Source organism: Serratia marcescens, from assembly GCF_029846115.1.
In the GTDB taxonomy this organism is placed as follows: Bacteria; Pseudomonadota; Gammaproteobacteria; order Enterobacterales; family Enterobacteriaceae; genus Serratia; species Serratia marcescens_L.
This window is the reverse complement of the sequence record NZ_JARVZZ010000001.1, coordinates 2,043,353-2,062,713: the sequence shown is the minus strand read 5'-3', so window position 1 is coordinate 2,062,713 and position 19,361 is coordinate 2,043,353. Positions and strand designations below refer to the sequence as shown.

The 19,361-nt window shown below is 62.1% G+C and carries 15 protein-coding genes and 1 other annotated feature; of the genes, 3 read left to right on the top strand and 12 right to left on the bottom strand.

Annotated elements, in window-relative coordinates:
- Window positions 1-12 precede the first annotated feature (12 nt).
- Window positions 13-492 (top strand): Cys-tRNA(Pro)/Cys-tRNA(Cys) deacylase YbaK, encoded by a 480-nt coding sequence (gene ybaK / locus QDT79_RS09570; protein WP_004940240.1) that lies wholly within the window; start codon window positions 13-15, stop codon window positions 490-492.
- A gap of 10 nt (window positions 493-502) precedes the next feature.
- Here the strand turns inward: ybaK and dacB are convergent, their stop codons facing one another.
- Window positions 503-1,969 (bottom strand): D-alanyl-D-alanine carboxypeptidase/D-alanyl-D-alanine endopeptidase, encoded by a 1,467-nt coding sequence (gene dacB, locus QDT79_RS09565; RefSeq protein WP_308316433.1) that lies wholly within the window; start codon window positions 1,967-1,969, stop codon window positions 503-505.
- A 150-nt stretch (window positions 1,970-2,119) separates the two neighbouring features.
- Window positions 2,120-3,772: a bifunctional UDP-sugar hydrolase/5'-nucleotidase UshA gene (gene ushA, locus QDT79_RS09560; RefSeq protein WP_063990997.1), complete on the bottom strand. Its 1,653-nt coding sequence runs from the start codon at window positions 3,770-3,772 to the stop codon at window positions 2,120-2,122.
- Window positions 3,773-3,950: 178 nt separating this feature from the next.
- On the opposite strand from ushA, the gene QDT79_RS09555 reads away from it, so the two are divergent.
- Entirely contained in the window at window positions 3,951-5,171 is a 1,221-nt protein-coding gene (locus QDT79_RS09555) for an MFS transporter (protein ID WP_130017548.1), read from the top strand.
- 245 nt (window positions 5,172-5,416) lie between these two features.
- Window positions 5,417-7,108 (top strand): YbaL family putative K(+) efflux transporter, encoded by a 1,692-nt coding sequence (gene ybaL, locus QDT79_RS09550; RefSeq protein ID WP_004940247.1) that lies wholly within the window; start codon window positions 5,417-5,419, stop codon window positions 7,106-7,108.
- Between the two features lie 58 nt (window positions 7,109-7,166).
- Here ybaL and QDT79_RS09545 read toward each other — a convergent pair whose 3' ends face one another.
- The 10 genes from QDT79_RS09545 to dnaX form a co-directional block, all read right to left on the bottom strand.
- The gene (locus QDT79_RS09545) at window positions 7,167-8,471 is read right to left on the bottom strand and encodes an inosine/guanosine kinase (protein WP_025301797.1); all 1,305 of its coding nucleotides are present in this window, start codon (window positions 8,469-8,471) and stop codon (window positions 7,167-7,169) included.
- 90 nt (window positions 8,472-8,561) lie between these two features.
- Window positions 8,562-9,524, bottom strand: coding sequence for a ferrochelatase (gene hemH, locus QDT79_RS09540; RefSeq protein WP_063990995.1), 963 nt, complete (start codon window positions 9,522-9,524; stop codon window positions 8,562-8,564).
- 119 nt (window positions 9,525-9,643) lie between these two features.
- Window positions 9,644-10,807 (bottom strand): glycerate kinase, encoded by a 1,164-nt coding sequence (locus QDT79_RS09535; protein WP_063990994.1) that lies wholly within the window; start codon window positions 10,805-10,807, stop codon window positions 9,644-9,646.
- Between the two features lie 9 nt (window positions 10,808-10,816).
- Window positions 10,817-12,082, bottom strand: a complete 1,266-nt coding sequence (locus QDT79_RS09530) for a GntP family permease (protein ID WP_308316432.1) — start codon at window positions 12,080-12,082, stop codon at window positions 10,817-10,819.
- Between the two features lie 119 nt (window positions 12,083-12,201).
- Window positions 12,202-13,335: a sugar diacid recognition domain-containing protein gene (locus QDT79_RS09525; RefSeq protein ID WP_308316431.1), complete on the bottom strand. Its 1,134-nt coding sequence runs from the start codon at window positions 13,333-13,335 to the stop codon at window positions 12,202-12,204.
- A gap of 165 nt (window positions 13,336-13,500) precedes the next feature.
- Window positions 13,501-14,145: an adenylate kinase gene (gene adk / locus QDT79_RS09520; protein ID WP_004940261.1), complete on the bottom strand. Its 645-nt coding sequence runs from the start codon at window positions 14,143-14,145 to the stop codon at window positions 13,501-13,503.
- Between the two features lie 202 nt (window positions 14,146-14,347).
- A complete protein-coding gene (htpG, locus tag QDT79_RS09515) occupies window positions 14,348-16,213 on the bottom strand; it encodes a molecular chaperone HtpG (RefSeq protein ID WP_165384402.1) in 1,866 nt (621 codons plus the stop codon).
- Between the two features lie 144 nt (window positions 16,214-16,357).
- Window positions 16,358-16,963 carry a recombination mediator RecR gene (gene recR, locus QDT79_RS09510; RefSeq protein ID WP_004940263.1) on the bottom strand — a complete coding sequence of 202 codons (606 nt, stop codon included), beginning with the start codon at window positions 16,961-16,963 and terminating at the stop codon, window positions 16,358-16,360.
- Window positions 16,963-17,292, bottom strand: coding sequence for a YbaB/EbfC family nucleoid-associated protein (locus tag QDT79_RS09505; protein WP_025301790.1), 330 nt, complete (start codon window positions 17,290-17,292; stop codon window positions 16,963-16,965). The genes recR and QDT79_RS09505 overlap by 1 nt, the downstream gene beginning before the upstream one ends.
- Window positions 17,293-17,333: 41 nt before the next feature.
- Entirely contained in the window at window positions 17,334-19,292 is a 1,959-nt protein-coding gene (gene dnaX, locus QDT79_RS09500; RefSeq protein WP_107227191.1) for a DNA polymerase III subunit gamma/tau, read from the bottom strand.
- Window positions 17,937-18,001 (bottom strand) — a sequence feature (DnaX frameshifting element). Its footprint overlaps the gene before it by 65 nt.
- Window positions 19,293-19,361: the final 69 nt, after the last annotated feature.

The window sequence follows — 19,361 nt, the reverse complement described above, 5'->3', positions numbered from 1 at the left end:
GGACAACACATCATGACGCCCGCAGTCGTTCTGCTTGAGAAACAAAAGGTCGCCTTTACCCTTCATCCGTATCACCACGACAGCGATGAAACCAACTTCGGCGACGAGGCGGTGAGAAAGCTGGGGCTGGATGCCGATCGGGTTTACAAAACGCTGCTGGTGGCGCTGAACGGCGACGCCAAACACCTGGCGGTGGCGGTCACGCCGGTCGCCACCCAGTTGGATCTGAAAAAGGTCGCCCGCGCGCTTGGCGCCAAAAAGGCCGAGATGGCCGATCCGCAGTTGGCGCAGCGCGTCACCGGGTATCTGGTGGGCGGCATCAGCCCGCTGGGGCAGAAAAAACGGCTGCCGACGGTGATCGACAGCCCGGCGCAAGCGTTCGCCACCATCTACGTTTCCGGCGGCAAACGCGGGCTGGACATCGAGCTGGCCGCCGCCGATCTGTGCCGCCTGCTGGCCGGCAGCTTCGCCGACATCGCCAAACGCGACTGACGCCGCGCGCTCAGCGGCACACCACGGTGGCGTCACAGGCCGCCAGCGTCTCGACCAGGCGGTCCTCCAGCGCCTTCACCTCCGCGCCGGGTACCAGATAGTTGTTGCTGATGATGGCGAACGCCAACGGCCGCCCGGCCGCCGAGTCGACATAGCCGCTGAGCGACGATACCCCGGTCATGGAACCGCTCTTGGCGTGGGCGCGGCCCGCCGCCGCGCTTTTTACCATACGGCTCTGCAGCGTGCCGCCCACCAGCAACCCCGGCTGGCCCGCGACGGGCAAGGCGCGATACCAGTCGGCGAACCACGGCTGTTTTCTGGCCGCCAACAGCAGCGTCGTTAGCTGCTGCGGCGTGATTTGGTTCATGCGCGACAGCCCGGAACCGTCCACCTGACGGTACGCGCCGGCCTCGATGCCCTGGCTTTGCACAAACCGGCTAATCGCCTGCAGGCCGGCGGCCCAATCCCCCTTGCCCTGCGTCTTGCGGCCCATCGCTTTGGTCAGTACCTCGCCGTAACCGTTGTTGGACACCTTCAGGAAGGTGACGGCCAGGCGGGAGAGCGGCGGCGAGGTTTTTTCGGCCAGCAGCCGGGCATCGGCAGGGGTCACGCCCTCTTCAGCGTTACCGCGCAGCGTGATGCCATGCGTGCGCAGGGCATTTTGCAATAAGGCGCCAACCACGCGGGCCGGTTGATCGACGGTGATCAATCGCGAGCGGGTCTCCTCCTGCGTGGCGATGGTGCCGCTGACCACGATTCGATTGCTGCCCGGCAGGCGATCGAACGTCAGTGCGGTGTCGCCGCCGGTGCTGGTGCGGTTGACCAGCGTCACCGCGTCATTGGCGGGATAGAAGCTCACCCGGCCCGGCGCACCGGCGCGGGCACCCGCCTGCACCTCCACCCGCACCACGTTGATATCGCCGCCAGGGGTAAAGGCGTAGTTCAGCGCCGAGATCGGCGCGGCAAAGGCGAAGGGTTCGTCGTCCCAGCTCCAACCGGCGCCGAAGGGCGTTTGATCGAACGCGTTGGCGTCCAGGATCAGCCGCCCATGAATATGGCGAATGCCGCGCTGCGCCAGCGTGGCGGCGAAAGTGTCGAGATCGTCCGGATGCAACGTCGGATCGCCGCTGCCCTGCAGATAGAGATCCCCCCGCAAGGTGTCGCCGCGCTGCTCGCCGGTGGTCAGCAACCGGGTTTCAAACCGGTAATCCGCCCCCAGCACGCCGAATGCCGCCAGAGAAGTGAACATCTTCATGTTGGAAGCCGGCGCCAGGCGCTGCTCCGCGTGCGACTGATACAGCACGGTGCCGCTGTCGGCATCGCGCACCATCACGCCGCTCGACGCGCCAACCAGCGCCTTGTCCTGGCCGAGGGCCGCCAGCGCCTGGCTGAGCGTTTGCTCATGGCGTTGGCCGGATGACGAACACCCCGCCAGCGCCAGGATGGTGGGCAGCAGCCAGCCTGCGGTTTTCAACATGTCATCTCCCTGCTTGCGTTATCAAAACCAAATTGTTGCTCAGGCTATCATTGGAAGGCGGCGGCGGCGACTTTTGCGTGCATTTGAGGCAGGGTTTTCGGCGGGGAAACAGGCGGCCCGCCCACGAGGGGCTGGCCGCTGCGGTGGCGATTAGCGATAAACGATCTCGCCCTTCGGTTCGTAAGCCGCCGCATCCAGCGGCGAGTGTTTCTCGATGTACTGCTTGAGCACCTCGGCATCGATAAAGCCGGTGTTGACGTAGCTCGGCAGCCCGTCCAGCTTCGGATAGCCGTCGCCACCCAGCGCGTTGAAGTTCAGCGTCGCCATACGGTAGGTTTTATCCGCCTGCAGCGGCTGGCCGTTGATCTTCACCTCGCTGACGCCCTTGCCGTCCGCCACCAGGCTGACGTTGGCGAACTGGGCGTAGGCGCCTGAATCCGGCTTCATGTTGGCCACCACCGCCAGGTATTGCTCAATCTCGCTGCCTGTCATATCGACATGCACCAGGGTGTTGCCGAACGGCTGTACCTTGAGCACGTTCTTGTAAGTGATATCACCGCTTTCAATCGAATCGCGCACCCCGCCGCCGCTCATCACGGCGAAGTCGGCATCGGCGCGCTCCCTCTGCGCGGCCAGCATCACCCGCGCCAGGTTGGTCTGCACGAAGCGCACCTTGCTTCGATCGCCCTCCAGCTTGCCGTTAACGCTGCCGATCTTCACGCTCAACTGCGCTTTGCCCTTCTCCTGGAACGGCGTCAGCAGCTTCATCATGGTCGAATCTTCCGCAATTTGCTGGGTGTAGTACACCCGCTCGCTGGTGCCGTCCGCCTTCTCCACCTTCTTCTTCAGGTTTACCGGGATCAGCTGATAATGCACCAGCTTCAGCTCGCCGTTGCGGAATTCGAAGTCGGCGCGGCCCACGTATTTGCCCCACTCGTGCGCCTGCACGATCCAGGTGCCGTTCTGGCGATCCGGCGAGCACGGCGTGCCCGGCACATAATCCACCTGTTTGCGGTTGTCGCCGGCCATACACACCGGATCCTGCGAATGGCCGCCGACGATCATGTCGAGATATCCGGTCGGCAGGCTGCGCGCCATCTCCACGTCGCCCGGCGCGTTCGAGCCGTGTTCGCCGTTGTCGTAGTGCCCCATGTGGGTGGCGGCGATAATCACGTCCGGCTTCTCGTCCTTACGCAGTTGCTCCACCACCTGCTTCGCTTCCTGCGCCGGCACGCGGAACTCCATGTCGGTGAAGTATTCCGGATTGCCAATCTTGGCGGTGTCGTCGGTCGTCAGACCGATAACGGCAATCTTGATGCCCTGCTTGTCGAACAAGGCGTAAGGCTTGAACAGGCGCTGGCCGGTGCTTTTCTGATAGATGTTGGCGGACAGCAGCGGGAAGGTTGCCCATTTTTCCTGCTGACGCAACACGCTCAGCGGGTTGTCGAATTCGTGGTTGCCGATCGCCATCGCGTCATAGCCCACCAGGTTCATGCCGCGGAAGTCCGGCTCGGCGTCCTGCAAGTCCGATTCCGGCACGCCGGTGTTGATATCACCGCCGGACAACAGCAGCAGGCTGCCGCCCTGCGCCGCCACGTCCTGACGAATGCCGTCCACCAGCGTTTTCTGCGCGCCCAGACCGTATTCGCCATGATCGTTCTGCCAGAAGTGACCGTGATGATCGTTGGTGTGCAGAATGGTAATGGCGTAGGTTTTATCCTTTTCCCAGGCACTGGCGCTCCCCGACAGCAACGTCAGGGAAACGGCCAACGCGCATGCGGTGGTTTTCAGCGAAAAACGCATGGCGGATCTCCGTGTATTCAATAGCTTTTATGATGAGGACGGAATTGTAGCGCGAATTAATGACAGCTGATTTCAAATTTTTGCGATGTGAGTCTGATTATTTCAGATATGGTAAAAATTGGGCGCCCTGCCTAAGATGTCATCTCTGTGCTCAACAACTTATCAGGCTAATAATAATATGACCGACAGTAGCCAAAGCGCGATGCCGCCCGCCAAGGGCAGTGCGGTGAAAGGCACCGCCTTCTCCATCCTCGGCGCCATCAGCGTGTCTCACCTGCTCAACGATATGATCCAGTCGCTGATCCTGGCGATTTACCCGATCCTGCAAGCCGATTTCCATCTCAGCTTCGTGCAGATCGGCATGATTACCCTGACCTATCAGCTGACGGCCTCGCTGCTGCAACCGCTGATCGGGTATTACACCGATAAACACCCGCAGCCTTACTCGTTGCCGATCGGCATGGGCTTTACCCTGTCCGGCCTGCTGCTGCTGTCGGTGGCGAGCACCTTCCCGCTGGTGCTGCTGGCGGCGGCGCTGGTGGGCACTGGCTCATCGGTGTTCCACCCGGAATCCTCGCGCGTGGCGCGCATGGCCTCCGGCGGGCGGCACGGCCTGGCGCAGTCGCTGTTCCAGGTCGGCGGCAACTTCGGCAGCTCGCTCGGCCCACTGCTGGCGGCGCTGATCATCGCGCCTTACGGCAAGGGCAACGTCGCCTGGTTCTCGCTGGCGGCGCTGCTGGCGATCGTGGTGTTGCTGCAGGTCAGCAAGTGGTATCAACATCAGCATCGGGCAACCAAAGGGCAGCCAAAAAGCCCGTCGCTGCTGAAACCGCTGCCAAAACGTACCGTGGCCTACTCGATGGGCATCCTGCTGGTGCTGATTTTCTCCAAATACTTCTATCTGGCCAGCATCAGCAGCTATTACACCTTTTATCTGATACATAAGTTTGGCGTTTCGGTGCAGAACGCGCAGATTCACCTGTTCGCCTTTCTGTTCGCGGTAGCGGCAGGCACCATTATCGGCGGGCCTCTCGGCGACAAGATAGGGCGTAAATATGTTATTTGGGGCTCCATTCTCGGTGCAGCGCCGTTTACCCTTGTTTTACCCTATGCATCGCTCTATTGGACCGGCATTTTAACGGTGATCATCGGGGTTATTCTCGCCTCGGCGTTCTCCGCCATCCTGGTCTACGCACAGGAGCTGATCCCCGGTAAAGTCGGCATGGTTTCCGGCTTATTCTTCGGTTTTGCTTTCGGTATGGGCGGGTTAGGCGCGGCAGTTCTTGGTTATGTCGCCGATTTGACCAGTATCGAGCTGGTCTACCAAATCTGTGCTTTCCTGCCGCTGATCGGCATTATCACGGTGCTACTGCCCAATATGGAACATAAAGCGCAATAACCCCGCCGAACACCCGGATGAAATTATTTATTCATCCGGGTTATCCCACGGATAAACCAATGTTATTTGGCTTATCTGACACAAAATTGCCTCATTGCCGCGCCTTAAGTGAAATCCTCTGCTTTTTTACAAAAAAGGCCAAATTAGCCAAGCAAGCCGCGAACAAATGCAATAAACTAAATGTATCTTTTCGTAACTTTGTTGCGTTTCTCCCGTGCCGCGATGCATAGCCAGAAGGAGTATGGATGCATAATTCAACACCGCTCATTACCACCATCGTCGGAGGGTTAGTACTCGCCTTCCTCCTCGGCATGCTGGCGAACCGCCTGCGCATCTCCCCTCTGGTGGGGTATCTGGCCGCAGGGGTGCTCGCCGGCCCGTTCACCCCCGGTTTCGTCGCCGATACCTCACTGGCGCCGGAACTGGCGGAAATCGGCGTTATCCTGTTGATGTTCGGTGTTGGCCTGCACTTCTCTTTGAAAGACCTCCTCGCAGTAAAATCTATCGCCATTCCCGGCGCCGTGGCGCAGATAGCCGTCGCGACCCTGCTCGGCATGGGGCTGTCCAAGCTGCTCGGCTGGGATCTGATCTCCGGCCTGGTGTTCGGCCTCTGCCTCTCCACCGCCAGCACCGTGGTGCTGCTGCGCGCCCTGGAGGAACGGCAGCTGATCGACAGCCAGCGCGGGCAAATCGCCATCGGCTGGCTGATCGTCGAAGATTTGGCGATGGTGCTGACGCTGGTATTGCTGCCGGCCTTCGGCAATATGCTGGGCAACGACAACGCCAGCAGCAGCCAGCTGCTGATGGAGCTGGCGCTGACCATCGGTAAGGTCATCGCCTTCATCGCGTTGATGATCGTGGTCGGCCGCCGCCTGGTGCCGTGGATCCTGTCGAAAACCGCCAGCACCGGCTCGCGCGAGCTGTTCACCCTGGCGGTATTGGCGCTGGCGCTCGGCATCGCCTACGGCGCGGTGAAGCTGTTCGACGTCTCCTTCGCGCTGGGCGCCTTCTTCGCCGGCATGGTGCTGAACGAGTCCGAGCTGAGCCACCGCGCGGCGCACGACACCCTTCCGCTGCGCGACGCGTTTGCGGTGCTGTTCTTCGTCTCGGTCGGCATGCTGTTCGATCCGATGATCGTGATTAACGAACCGCTGGCGGTACTGGCGACGCTGGCAATCATCGTGTTCGGCAAATCCGCCGCCGCGTTCCTGTTGGTGAAAATGTTCGGTCACTCCAAGCGCACCGCGCTGACCATCTCCGCCAGCCTGGCGCAGATCGGCGAGTTCGCCTTTATTCTGGCGGGCCTCGGCATCGCGCTGGGCATGATGTCGGAACACGGGCGCAATCTGGTGCTGGCCGGCGCCATTCTGTCCATCATGCTCAACCCGCTGCTGTTCACCCTGCTGGAACGCTATCTGGCCAAGACCGAAACCATCGAAGAGCAAATCCTCGAAGAGGCGGTGGAAGAAGAGAAGCAGATCCCGGTGGACATGTGCAATCATGCGCTGGTGGTCGGCTACGGCCGCGTCGGCAGCCTGCTGGGCGGCAAACTGGCCGAGGCGGGCATTCCGCTGGTGGTGATCGAGAACTCCCGTCCGCGGGTGGAAGCGCTGCGCGAACAGGGCATCAAGACGGTGCTGGGCAACGCCGCCAATCCGGAAGTGATGGACCTGGCGCGGCTGGACTGCGCGCGCTGGCTGCTGCTGACCATCCCCAACGGCTATGAGGCCGGCGAGATCGTCGCCTCGGCGCGCGCCAAGCGGCCGAACATCGAAATCATCGCCCGCGCCCACTACGACGACGAAGTGGCCTACATCACCGATCGCGGCGCTAACCAGGTGGTGATGGGCGAACGGGAGATCGCCAACAGCATGCTGAACATCCTGCAGCTGGACACCCTGAGCGAAGAAGAAAAAATGGGCGGCTGCCCGATCTGAAGCGCCACGGCGCACAAAAAAAGGTCCGGCATTGCCGGACCTTTTCTTTTTCAGCGGGTTAACGCTCCCAGTAAGACTCTTCCAGGCTGTCTTCCCGCTCCGGCAGGCCACGGGTGAGGCGCGGCGAATGCTGATTCAACACCTGATAGCTGACGCGGTTGGCGTATTTACACACCTGCGCCAGGGAGGAGTAAGTCAGGTAGCTGCGCACGTGCTTGCTGGAATTCGGCACGTTATGGCGGTGATAGCCGTTGGCGGCGATATCGTGCAGCAACGCCGACAGCGCGCCGTCGCCGGCGCCGTTGGTGTTCATGATCCTCTCCGGCCCGCCCATATACGGCGCGATATGCGAATAAACGCGCAGCGGATTTTCACAGTGTTCGCGGCGCATTGCGCGGCTGAACTCGTAGCGGTTGAACTCGGCGATATGCCCCGGCAGCAGCGGGTGCTGGGTCTGGCGCTTGTTGGCTTCTTCGGTGTAACCCGCCATGTACAGGCCGTTCGGCCCGGCGGTGCACAGCACCAGATCCACCCACTCCAGCGCCATGTCCGAGGCGGTCAGCGGATCGCTCAGCCCGGTCAGCTCCAGCGCTTCGTCTTCGTTCATCGCCAGAATCGTCACGTTTTCCTTCAGGAAGTCGCGCCACCACTGCGGGTTGTCGGCGATCACGTACTTGGTGCCCAGCGTCAACACCACCGGCACGTCGTGCTTTTTGGCGTATTCGATCGCCTGCAGGGTGGCGGCCTTCATCGGCTCTCCCTCCTTGCAGCGCACCAGATAAGAGCTCAGCACCAGCGCCGACGCGCCGGCGATCACCTCTTCAGGAATGCTTTCCGGGCGCAGCTGGTTCATTTGGCCTGGGTTGATGGCGAAGGTGCGCTCGCCGCTTTCACCGATCAGCGTGAAGCAGCGGCCGATGGCGCCGTCTACGCCCTGCAGATAGTTGAGATCGGTACGGCTGGAGGTATTGCACAGATAACGGTAGGCATAGCTGCCGATTTTCACGTTGCTGCACATCACGCCGAGCAGCACCGAGCGATCGTCCGCCAGCACCGAATAGTTGTGCATGGTATTGCCGATGGTGCCGCCGGCGAACTGATGGGTAACCAGGTTGTTTTCATTCAGTTCCTGATACAGCGCCTCGGCGACGTCGTCTTCGATCACCAGAGAGTGGCCCAGGCTCAGGCCGTAGCGCTGGACAAAAGCGTCGTCCACCTTCGCCTCGATATCCACCAGCGTCTGGTCGATGCCGACGATATACGAGGTGCTGATTTCACTTTCGGGCTGAGCCTGCTGCAGAAGCGGATCGCGGGCGCTCACCGGGAAATAGTGTTTGGACTTGCGTTTACCAGGAAATTTCATGTGATTGGCGGTGGTGGCGGTTTAACAAGCGGAGAATGTTAACACATTCCCGCCCGATCACGATGATTCTAATATACAGATTATGGATGATTAGAGGCGCTGCGCCACCAGCTGCTGCATCATATCGATATGCGCCGGCTCGTCGTTCAACGCCGAGATATACTCAAACTTCTCGCCGCCGGCCTTGAGGAAGATCTCGCGGTTCTGTTCTTTGATCTCTTCCAGCGTTTCCAGGCAGTCCGCCGAGAAGCCGGGGCAAATCAGCTGAATGTGCTTCACGCCCTGCGCCGGCAGCCCCTTCAGGGTCTCATCGGTGTACGGCGTCAGCCACGGCTCGCGGCCGAAGCGCGATTGGTATGTCATCATCACTCGTTCCGGCGCCAGCGGCAGCGTGGCGCTCAGCGCACGCAGCGTATCCTCGCAGCGTTGCGGGTAGTCGTCGCCCAGGCGCGCATAGCGTTTGGGAATGCCGTGGAACGACAGCACCAGCCGGTCCGGCTGGCCGTGCTCGGCGAACGAGCGCTCCACGCTTTGCTGCAGCGCGGCGATGTAGGCCGGGTGTTCGGCGTAATCGCGGATGAAGGCCACAGAAGGCAAACGGCGATAGCCTTTCAGCACCCGCGCTACGCCATCCCATACCGCCGCGCTGGTGGAACAGGAATATTGTGGATAGAGCGGCAGCACCACCAGGTTGGTCACGCCCTGAGACAGCAGCTTGTCGATGGCTTCCGCCAGGCTCGGCGAGCCGTAGCTCATGCCCAGCTCCACCGGCGTATTCGGCATGCGCGCCGCCAGCGCCCGCTGTTGGCGGCGGCTGAACACCAGCAGCGGCGAGCCCTCTTCCATCCAAACCGACTGATACAGCTTCGCCACGCGCGGCGAGCGGATCGGCAAGATCGCGCCGTTGAGGATCGGCCACCAGATCAGCGGCGCCGTGTCGACCACGCGATCGTCACTGAGGAATTCCTTCAGATAGCGTTTGACCGCCGACGAGGTCGGCGCATCTGGCGTGCCCAGGTTCACCAGCAATACGCCGTGTTTCTCTTGCTTCATCTCAGTTCCCCTCATTTCCTTTCCGGCCGGCATTCCGTTCTGGGTCGGGATGTCAGCAGCCATTAATGCCGGCTATTGTAACGGAAAAGTCCTGCGTCGGAACCGATAACAGCAACAGGCTATGCCTGTGGGCCTTCCCTTTGCGCCAATTGCCATACCGCCGCCACGTTGCGCGCCGTCACCTGCAGATTGCGATCGGCGTCCGCCAGCGCGTCTTCCAGCGTCACGATGCGGTCGAGCACCGAAAACGCCGCGTCGATACCGTGTTGATGCACCACCGAATAATCCGGCGTCAGGCTGCCGGCGATGGCGATCACCGGCACGCCGTGGCGCTTGGCCACCCGCGCCACGCCGATCGGCGTTTTGCCGTGGATCGACTGGCTGTCCAGCCGCCCTTCGCCGGTGATCACCAGATCGGCATCGCGCACCGCCTCATCCAGGCGCAGGGTTTCGGTGACGATCTCGATGCCCGGCCGCAAACGCGCATCAAGCATGCCGAGCAGCGCCGCCCCCATGCCGCCCGCCGCGCCCGCGCCCGGCTGGGTGATCACCGCGCGGCCGGTTTCCCGTTCCAGCAGTTCGCCATAGTGATGCAGCGCCGCATCGAGCTGCGCCACCATCTCCGGCGTCGCCCCCTTCTGCGGCCCGAACACCGCCGAGGCGCCCTTTTCGCCGCACAGCGGATTATCGACGTCGCAGGCGGCGGTTACGCTCACCCGTTGCCAACGCGCATCCAGCCCGGCGAGATCGAGATGCGCCAGCTGCGCCAGCGCCGCCCCGCCCACCGGCAGCGATCGGCGCTCCTTATCCAGCAACTTCACGCCCAGCGCCTGCATCATCCCGGCGCCGCCGTCGTTGGTGGCACTGCCGCCGATGCCGAGAATGATCGCCTTCACGCCGCGCTCCAGCGCCGCCAGCATCAGTTCGCCGGTGCCGTAACTGGTGGTGATGCGCGGATCGCGCCGGCCGGGCGGCGCCAGGTGCAGCCCGGAAGCGGCGGCCATTTCAATCACTGCTGTTGCGCCGTCGCCCAGCAGGCCATAGAACCCCTGCACCGGCTCCCCCAGCGGCCCGGTGACCGTCACCTGGACGATTTCGCCGCCAGTGGCCGCCACCATCGACTCCACCGTGCCTTCGCCGCCGTCCGCCATCGGCAGCTTCACGTAGTGCGCCTGCGGATAAATTTGGCGGAATCCCCGCTCGATGGCGTCGGCAACGCCGAGCGCGCTCAGGCTCTCTTTGAAAGAATCCGGGGCAATAACCACTTTTTTCAGCGTTTTCATCACTGTTCCTTATCCCGCCAGGTTAAATACGCCAAACATCAGCGCCGAGATTGCCGCGATGGTGAATCCCACCAGCGTTTCATACGGCAACAGCTTCAGCCGCTCGTGCACCGCCATATTGACGCTGCCGCCGGTAGCGTGGAAGAAGCTGCCGTGCGGCAGGTGATCCAGCACCGTGGCGCCCGCATGGATCATCGCCGCACCGGCCAGCCCGCTCACGCCCAGCTCGAGCAGCGTAGAGCTGAACACCCCGGAAGCCACGGCGGTGCCGGCGGTGGTCGATGCGGTCGCCATCGACATCAGCGCGCCGGACAGCGGCGCCAGCAGCCAGGCCGGCAGCCCGGTGTGCGTTAAGCCGTTAATCAAGACATCCTTCAGCGCCGAGTTGGCGATAATGCCCGCCAGCGTGCCGGTGCCGAGCAGCATGATCGCTACCGGTGCCATGCGCGACAGGCCGGAAACCATAAACTGATTGCATTGGCGGATGCGCCCCATCAGCAGCGCGCCCGCCAACCCGCCGGCCGGCAGCGCGATCAGCGGATCGACGGCGATACCGGCGATCGGCCGCAGCGACAGCAGCAGGATCGCCACCAGCGGCGCGCTGATCGCCGCAGCGAAGCCCGGCCGCGCCCCTTCGGCATGCTGAGTCAGCTCTTCGGCCATCACTTTGCTGCCTTTATCGCTCAGGCGACGCGCCAGCAGATAGGCCACCACCAGGCCGCACAGCCCCGGCACGATGCCGGCCATCATCACCGAGGTGAGCGGCACGTGGAAGTTGTCCGCCGCCGCGATGGTGTTCGGGTTGGGCGACATCACGTTGCCGGCCTTGCCGCCGCCGATCATCGCCAGCAGGATCGCCGCGCGCGAAATGCCGGCCTTCTGGGCGATCGATAGCGCGATCGGCGCGACGGTGATCACCGCCACGTCGATAAATACCCCCACCGCCGTCAGGATCAGTGTAGCCACCGCCAGCGCCAGCAGCGCGCGGGTTTCACCCACCTTGCGGACAATGGTTTCGGCGATGGTGTGCGCCGCGCCGGATTCGATCAGCACCCCGGCCAGCACCCCCGCCGCCAGAATGCGCATCACGGCGTTGGTGATGCCCTGCGCCCCGCCGATCATCAGCGTTACGGTCTGCACCAGATCGGCACCGCCGCACAGTCCGCCCGCCAGCGCGCCGGCAATCATGCCGTAAGCCGGTGGCACCTTGCTTAAAATCAGGACGATGGCGACGGCTAACGCCACCAGCGCTCCCAGAGTGGATACGGTTGTCATTGTTGTTTTCTCCGTGGTTGATGTGCAGGCCAACATATCCCGCGCGCCCGGCGTTAGCCTGAGGGGAAACAACAAAAAATCGCCGAAGGAACGGCATGGAATTTGTGGGTTGGCACAACTCAGTCGTGCATCAACATGCCGATATACAACCGCAGAGCGTCGGTTAATTGATTGATTTTCATGCCGGTTATCGCTTCGATGCGCTGCAGGCGATAGCGCAGGGTATTGACGTGGATATGCAGCTGCGCGGCGGTCTGCGTCTGATCACAATTCTGCGAAAAATAGTGGCGCAGCGTGCCGCGCAGCACGCCTTTTTCGTCCTGTTCGCCCAGCGTCCGCCAGGGGCGCCCCAGCTCCTGCGCGCGCCAGTCCTCCCCCAGATCGCACAGCAGCGACGGCAGCGGATAGTCGTGGTAGAACAGCGTGGCATGGCGCAGTTTCAGGCGCTGCGCCATCGCCTGGGTGGCGCGCGCCGTCAGGCTGGAACGGTAGGCGCTTTGCGGATCGTCATAAAAACCGCCGACGATCAAGCGCACCCGAAAGCGGTGTTTGAGCTGGTTTTGCAAACGCTGGGCCTGTTGGCGCTCCAGCTTCAGGCTCCATTCGCCCTGCGCCATACAGGCCGGGCGCAGCAGGGTCATTTCATTGAAGCCGGTAATGGCGATCAACGCGTCGCGCTGGGTGGCTTCCAGCTCCGCCAGCAACTCGCGCAGCAGGTGCGGCTGCGCCTCTTGCAGCTCGACGATCCACACGATGCGCGCCTGGCGCAGTTCCAATCCCAGATACGCCGCCATCGCCGCCAGCGACGCAGTGTTCGGCTGCGGTTGCAGCAGCTGATTCGCCAGCTCTTCCCGATAGCGTTTTTCCCACTGGTGCTGATCCAGCAGCGCCGCCTGCTCTACCATCATCTCCGCCGCCATCTTCACCAGCTCGGCGTAGGCACGCACCTCGGCCGGTTCACCGGAGATGCCGATCACCCCCACCCGCTGGTTGCGAAAGCTGAACAGCAGGTTGATGCCGGGCCGCACGCCCTTCAGGTGTTCGGCGGTGACACGGTCGATTTCCACCACCCGGTTCTCCGCCAGCGCCAGCACCGCGCCTTCGTGGCGCTGGAACAGGCGCTGCGGGTTGCCGGAGGCGATGATCACACCGTTGCTGTCCATCACGTTGACGGAATGGCTGATGATACCCATCGCACGCTGGACGATCTGGCGCGCGGTGGCTTCCGCCAGAAGATTGGTCTGTCTGAACATGCCCGCTCCCTGCTGAGGGTGAAAACGCAGCCCTGTTATACGCCATTTGGCGTAAGCGATTAACGGGCACGGCCGCAACAAGCTGCCGCGATCACAATTTGGCGGGAAAACGGCAAAAAAAAACGCCGGGCCACGGGCCCGGCGTCATGCACAATGCGCTTGCGATCAACCGAGGATGGTCGCCAGCTCTGCGCTCACTTCGGCGACCTTGCGGGTGCCGTCGATTTTGCGGTATTGGGTGTTGCCCGCTGCCGCTTCTTTGCTGTAGTAAGAGATCAGCGGCGCGGTCATCTGATGGTATTCCACCAGGCGCTTGCGCACGGTCTCTTCCTGATCGTCCTTGCGCGTGGTCAGCTCTTCGCCGGTCACGTCGTCTTTACCTTCCACCTGCGGCGGATTGAACTTCACGTGGTATACGCGGCCGGACGGCGCGTGCACGCGGCGGCCAACGATGCGGTCAACGATCAGCTCGTCCGGCACGTCGAACTCCAGCACGAAGTCCACGTTGATGCCGGCTTCTTTCATCGCGTCAGCCTGCGGAATGGTGCGTGGGAAACCGTCCAACAGGAAGCCCTTGCGGCAATCTTCCTGAGCGATGCGCTCTTTGACCAGCGCGATCACCAGCTCATCGGTCACCAGCTTGCCGGCGTCCATGATCTCTTTCGCCTGCTTGCCCAGTTCACTGCCGGCCTTCACGGCTGCGCGCAACATATCACCGGTGGAGATTTGCGGAATGCCGTATTTCTCCATGATGAATTGAGCCTGAGTACCTTTACCAGCGCCCGGAGCGCCCAGCAGAATGATACGCATTGCGTAAATCCCCTTGCTATGTAGTTTTTATAAAATTGCGAAAACGCTCAACGATACCATTTCAGGGGGGGCAGGCTCAAGGCGCGCGAAGGAAATCGATTGCGGAATGTGCAAAAAAGCGGACAAGCAAAAGGCGAGAAAAAGCGGGGAAAAAACGGCAATGCGCCCCTAACGGTGCCGTTAAGGGCGCATATCTTCAGCTTTAGGCGGACAGTAACTTATTCATGCGACGGATGAACAGGTTCGGATCCTCCAGCGTGCCGCGTTCAGCCAGCAGCGCCTGATCCAATAACAGGTCGATCCATTCGGCGAAATGTTCGTTATCGCCCACGTCAGATGCGCGTTTGACCAACGCATGCTCAGGATTAAGCTCGAAAATGTACTTCACTTCCGGCGCCTGCTGGCCGGCGGCGGCGAACAGCTTGGCCATCTGGGTGCTCATTTCGTCGGCGTCGGTCACCACGATCGCCGGCGTATCGGTCAGGCGGTGCGTCAGGCGCACATCCTTCACGCGCTCGCCCAGCAGGGTTTTCACGCGTTCGATGAACGGTTCCAGCTGCTTCTCGGCGGCCTTCTGCTCTTCGGTTTCATCCGCCAGTTTATCCAGCGCTTCATCCGCTTTGCTGACCGACTGGAACGGCTTGCCGTCGAACTCGGTCAGGTAGCTCATCATCCACTCGTCGATGCGATCGGACAGCAGCAACACTTCGATGCCTTTCTTGCGGAACAGCTCCAGGTGCGGGCTGCTCTTGGCGGCGGCGTAGCTGTCGGCGGTGATGTAATAAATCTTCTCCTGCCCTTCCGCCATGCGGCCGACGTACTCTTCCAGCGACACGGTCTGCGCCGAACTGTCGCCGTGGGTGGAGGCAAAGCGCAGCAATTTGGCGATCGCTTCCTGGTTGCCGTTGTCTTCCGCCGGACCCTCTTTCAGCACCAGACCGAACTGCTGCCAGAATTTCTGGTAGCCTTCGGCGTCGTCTTTGGCCAGCTTATCCAGCATCTGCAGCACGCGCTTGGTCAGCGCGCCGCGCAGGTTTTGCGTCACGCGGCTGTCTTGCAGGATCTCGCGCGACACGTTCAGCGGCAGATCGTTGGAATCGATCAACCCGCGCACGAAGCGCAGGTAGTTCGGCATGAATTGCTCGGCGTCGTCCATGATGAACACGCGCTGCACATACAGCTTCAGGCCGTGCTTGTGATCGCGGTTCCACATGTCCCACGGCGCCTGCGCCGGGATATACAGCAGGCTGGTGTACTCCTGCTTGCCTTCCACCCGGTTGTGGCTCCAGCTCAGCGGATCGGTGAAGTCGTGGGCAATGTGCTTGTAGAACTCTTTGTACTCTTCGTCGGTCACATCCGCCTTGCTGCGGGTCCACAGGGCCTGCGCCTTGTTGATCTTCTCCCAGGTGACGGTATCGTCTTCTTCGTTTTTGCTTTCGATCTCTACCGGCAAGGCGATGTGATCGGAATATTTGCCGATCACCGAGCGCAGGCGCCAGGCGTCGAGGTACTCATCTTCGCCTTCGCGCAGATGCAGGGTGATTTCGGTGCCGCGGGTCTCTTTGGTGATATCGGCGATGGTGTAGTCGCCTTCGCCGGCAGACTCCCAGAACACGCCTTCGTCATCGGCGGCACCGGCGGCGCGGGTGCGCACGGTCACTTTGTCCGCCACGATGAACGCCGAGTAGAAACCGACGCCGAACTGGCCGATCAGCTGGCTGTCTTTCGCCTGATCGGAACCGATGGATTCCAGGAACGCTTTGGTGCCGGACTTGGCGATGGTGCCGAGGTTTTCGATCACTTCTTCGCGGCGCATGCCGATGCCGTTGTCGGCGATGGTCAGGGTGCGCTGCTCTTTATCGAAGGACAAACGTACGCGCAGCTCGCCGTCGCCGGCGTACAGCTCTGGCGCGGACAGGGCGCGGAAGCGCAGCTTGTCGGCGGCGTCAGAGGCGTTGGAAATCAGCTCGCGCAGGAAAATTTCTTTGTTGGAGTACAGCGAATGGATCATCAAATGAAGCAGCTGTTTTACTTCAGACTGGAACCCGCGGGTTTCTTGACCTTTCATACTCATTGATTACCTCAAAAGACAATGGCTACCAAAATCGAACAATGAGGATCAGATGAGGGTCAGGGTCTTGTTTTTCAAGCGGACGGCGGGAGATTTTTGGCAAAAAAATGACGGGGCCGAACGGCCCCATCCGGGAAAACATCAGAACTTGATGGCGTGACGCCCGGCCAGCGAATGCGACAGCGTGGTGCCATCGACCATTTCCAGCTCGCCGCCCACCGGCACGCCGTGGGCGATACGGCTGGCGAGCACGCCATACTGGCCGCACATCTCAGCGATGTAGTTGGCGGTCGCTTCCCCTTCCACCGTCGGGTTGGTGGCGAGGATCACTTCGGTGATGCTTTCCTTTTCCAGCCGTTGCTCCAGGCGATCCAGACCGATATCGCCCGGCCCGATGCCGTCCAGCGGCGACAGATGCCCCATCAACACAAAGTAGCGCCCGGCGAACTGGCCGGTCTGCTCGATGGCGTGGATATCCGCCGGGCTTTCCACCACGCAAATCTGGCCGTTTTGCTGACGGCGCGGGTTGGCGCAGATGGTGCAGACGTCCTGTTCGGTGAAGGTGCGGCAATCGGCGCAGTGGCCGATCTCCGACATCGCGCGCGTCAACGCCTGCGCCAGGCGCATACCACCGCTGCGATCGCGCTGCAGCAGCTGAAACGCCATGCGCTGCGCCGATTTCGGGCCAACGCCCGGCAGGCAACGCAGCGCCTCCATCAGGGATTCAAGGAGCGGGCTGGTTTGCATCAGAACGGCATCTTGAAGCCAGGCGGCAACTGCATGCCGCTGGAAACGGAGGCCATTTTCTCTTTCTGGGTCTCTTCGATACGGCGCGCGGCGTCGTTAAACGCGGCGGCGATCAGATCTTCCAGCATGTCTTTGTCGTCTTCCATCAGGCTAGGATCGATCTCCACGCGGCGGCAGTTGTGCGCGCCGTTGATGGTGACCTTCACCAGGCCCGCGCCAGACTCGCCGGTTACTTCCAATTTGGCGACTTCTTCCTGCATCTGCTGCATTTTTTCTTGCATTTGCTGGGCTTGCTTCATCAGGTTGCCCAGACCGCCTTTACCAAACATAGTCGTCTCTCGTCGCTAGGGCCGCGCACCTCGCGCGGCGTTTAAAGGGGGCGGATACTCTCTTCATCCAGATCCGCGTCGAAGAACCGGCACAGCGTCTGAATATGGGTATCCGCAACGATGGACTGGCGCGCCTGCGCCAGCTTTTCTTCATAGATGGCTTGTCGCCACTCCAGCGGGGTGCGCTCCGCCGGATTATCGTCCTCTATCACGGTCAGCTCGATCGGGCTGCCGTACAGCTCACCGAGCGCTTCGGCCAACGTCTTCTGCGCCGAAGGCGAATTCAGATGACGCTGCGAAGACCGCAGATGGAGGCAAATCTTGCCCGCTTCCGGCTGCTGCTTGAAGGCGTTCAACGCCAGCTGCTGCACCAGTTTCGGGATCTTCAGCTTGTCGATTTCCGCCGCCCAGGCGTCGCGCTCCAGCGACTCCACCACCAGCTTGGCGGCCAGCTCCGGCGTTTTCTCGTGCTCCAACGCCGTGCGCAGCGCTTTCGGCGTCGCCAACGGTTCCGGCGCCGCTTCCGGCTCGGTCTGCGCGCGCCAGCGATAGGCTTCCGGCTTGGCCGGTTTTTCCGGCACCTTCTTCTCCGCCAGGCGCTGCTGGCTACGCTCGGTCACGGAAGCCAAACGCCCCAGTGCCGAGTTTGCCGGCCGCGCTATTCCTGGCGCCGCCGGCTCATTCTTTTTTGGTGTGGATGCTCCCTGCTGCCGTTGCAGCTGGGACCGCGCTTTCAACAGCTGGGCGGTGGCATCCGGTAATGGGGTCGATGATTGTCGCTGTGGCGCGGCCGGCTGCCCTAACGGCGGCGGCGCGTCCTGAAACTGCGGCGGCTGTTGCGCTGCGGCCGCCTGCGGTTGCGCCATCGGCGCCGGCGCGGTCTGCACCAACGCCACCGGCTCCGGGATCACCGCTTTCGGGTGAAACGCCAGCGCGCGCAGCAGGGTCATCTCAACCCCCATGCGGCGATCCGGCGCATAGGCCAGCTCTTTGCGGCCCACCAACAGCGTCTGGTAGTAAAGTTGCACATCGGCCGGCGGCAGGGTGCGCGCCAGCTCGCGCAGCCGTTGTTCCACGGCGGCGTAGTGGTTGTCGAGCATCGAAGGCAGCAGCTGCACCATCGCAATGCGGTGCAGCAGCGCCAGCGTCTCCACCAGCAGGTTTTCCCAGTCCACGCCGCGCGAAGCGGCCTGCGCGACCTGCGCCATCACCTTTTCGCCGTCGGCGCTGACCAGCGCTTCGAGGATCGCCAGCGGCTGCTCATCATCGAGCGTGCCGAGCATCTGGCTGACGGTGGCGGCGGTCACCTGCCCCTGCCCCATGGCGATCGCCTGATCGGTCAGGCTCAGCGCATCGCGCATGCTGCCGTCGGCGGCGCGCGCCAGCAGCTGCAGCGCGCGGGCATCGCTGGTGATCTGTTCCGCCGTCAGCACCGTTTCCAGCTGCTGGCGGATCTGATCGACGTCCAGCGCCTTGAGGTGGAACTGCAGACAGCGCGAGAGAATGGTCACCGGCAGCTTTTGCGGATCGGTAGTGGCCAACAGGAATTTGACGTGCGGCGGCGGCTCTTCCAGCGTCTTCAGCAACGCGTTGAAGCTATGGCGCGAGAGCATGTGCACTTCGTCGATCAGGTAGACCTTGAAGCGGCCGCGTGCCGGCGCGTACTGGACGTTGTCCAGCAGATCGCGGGTATCTTCCACCTTGGTTCGGGAAGCGGCGTCGATCTCGATCAAATCGACGAAGCGCCCCTGCTCGATCTCGCGGCAGTTGTCGCATTGACCGCACGGCGTGGCGGTGATGCCGGTTTCACAGTTCAGGCCTTTGGCCAGCAGGCGCGCGATAGTGGTTTTCCCCACGCCGCGGGTGCCCGAGAACAGATAGGCGTGATGGATCCGCCCCAGCGAGAGGCCGTTGGCCAGCGCGGTCAGGACATGTTCCTGGCCGACCACGTCTGCGAACGTTTGAGGGCGCCACTTACGGGCGAGAACCTGATAGCTCATTAATACCGGAGAAGTCGAGGAATCTGGAGGGTCATGCTAACACAGCCCCGCGGCGATCCGCGAGGCCGT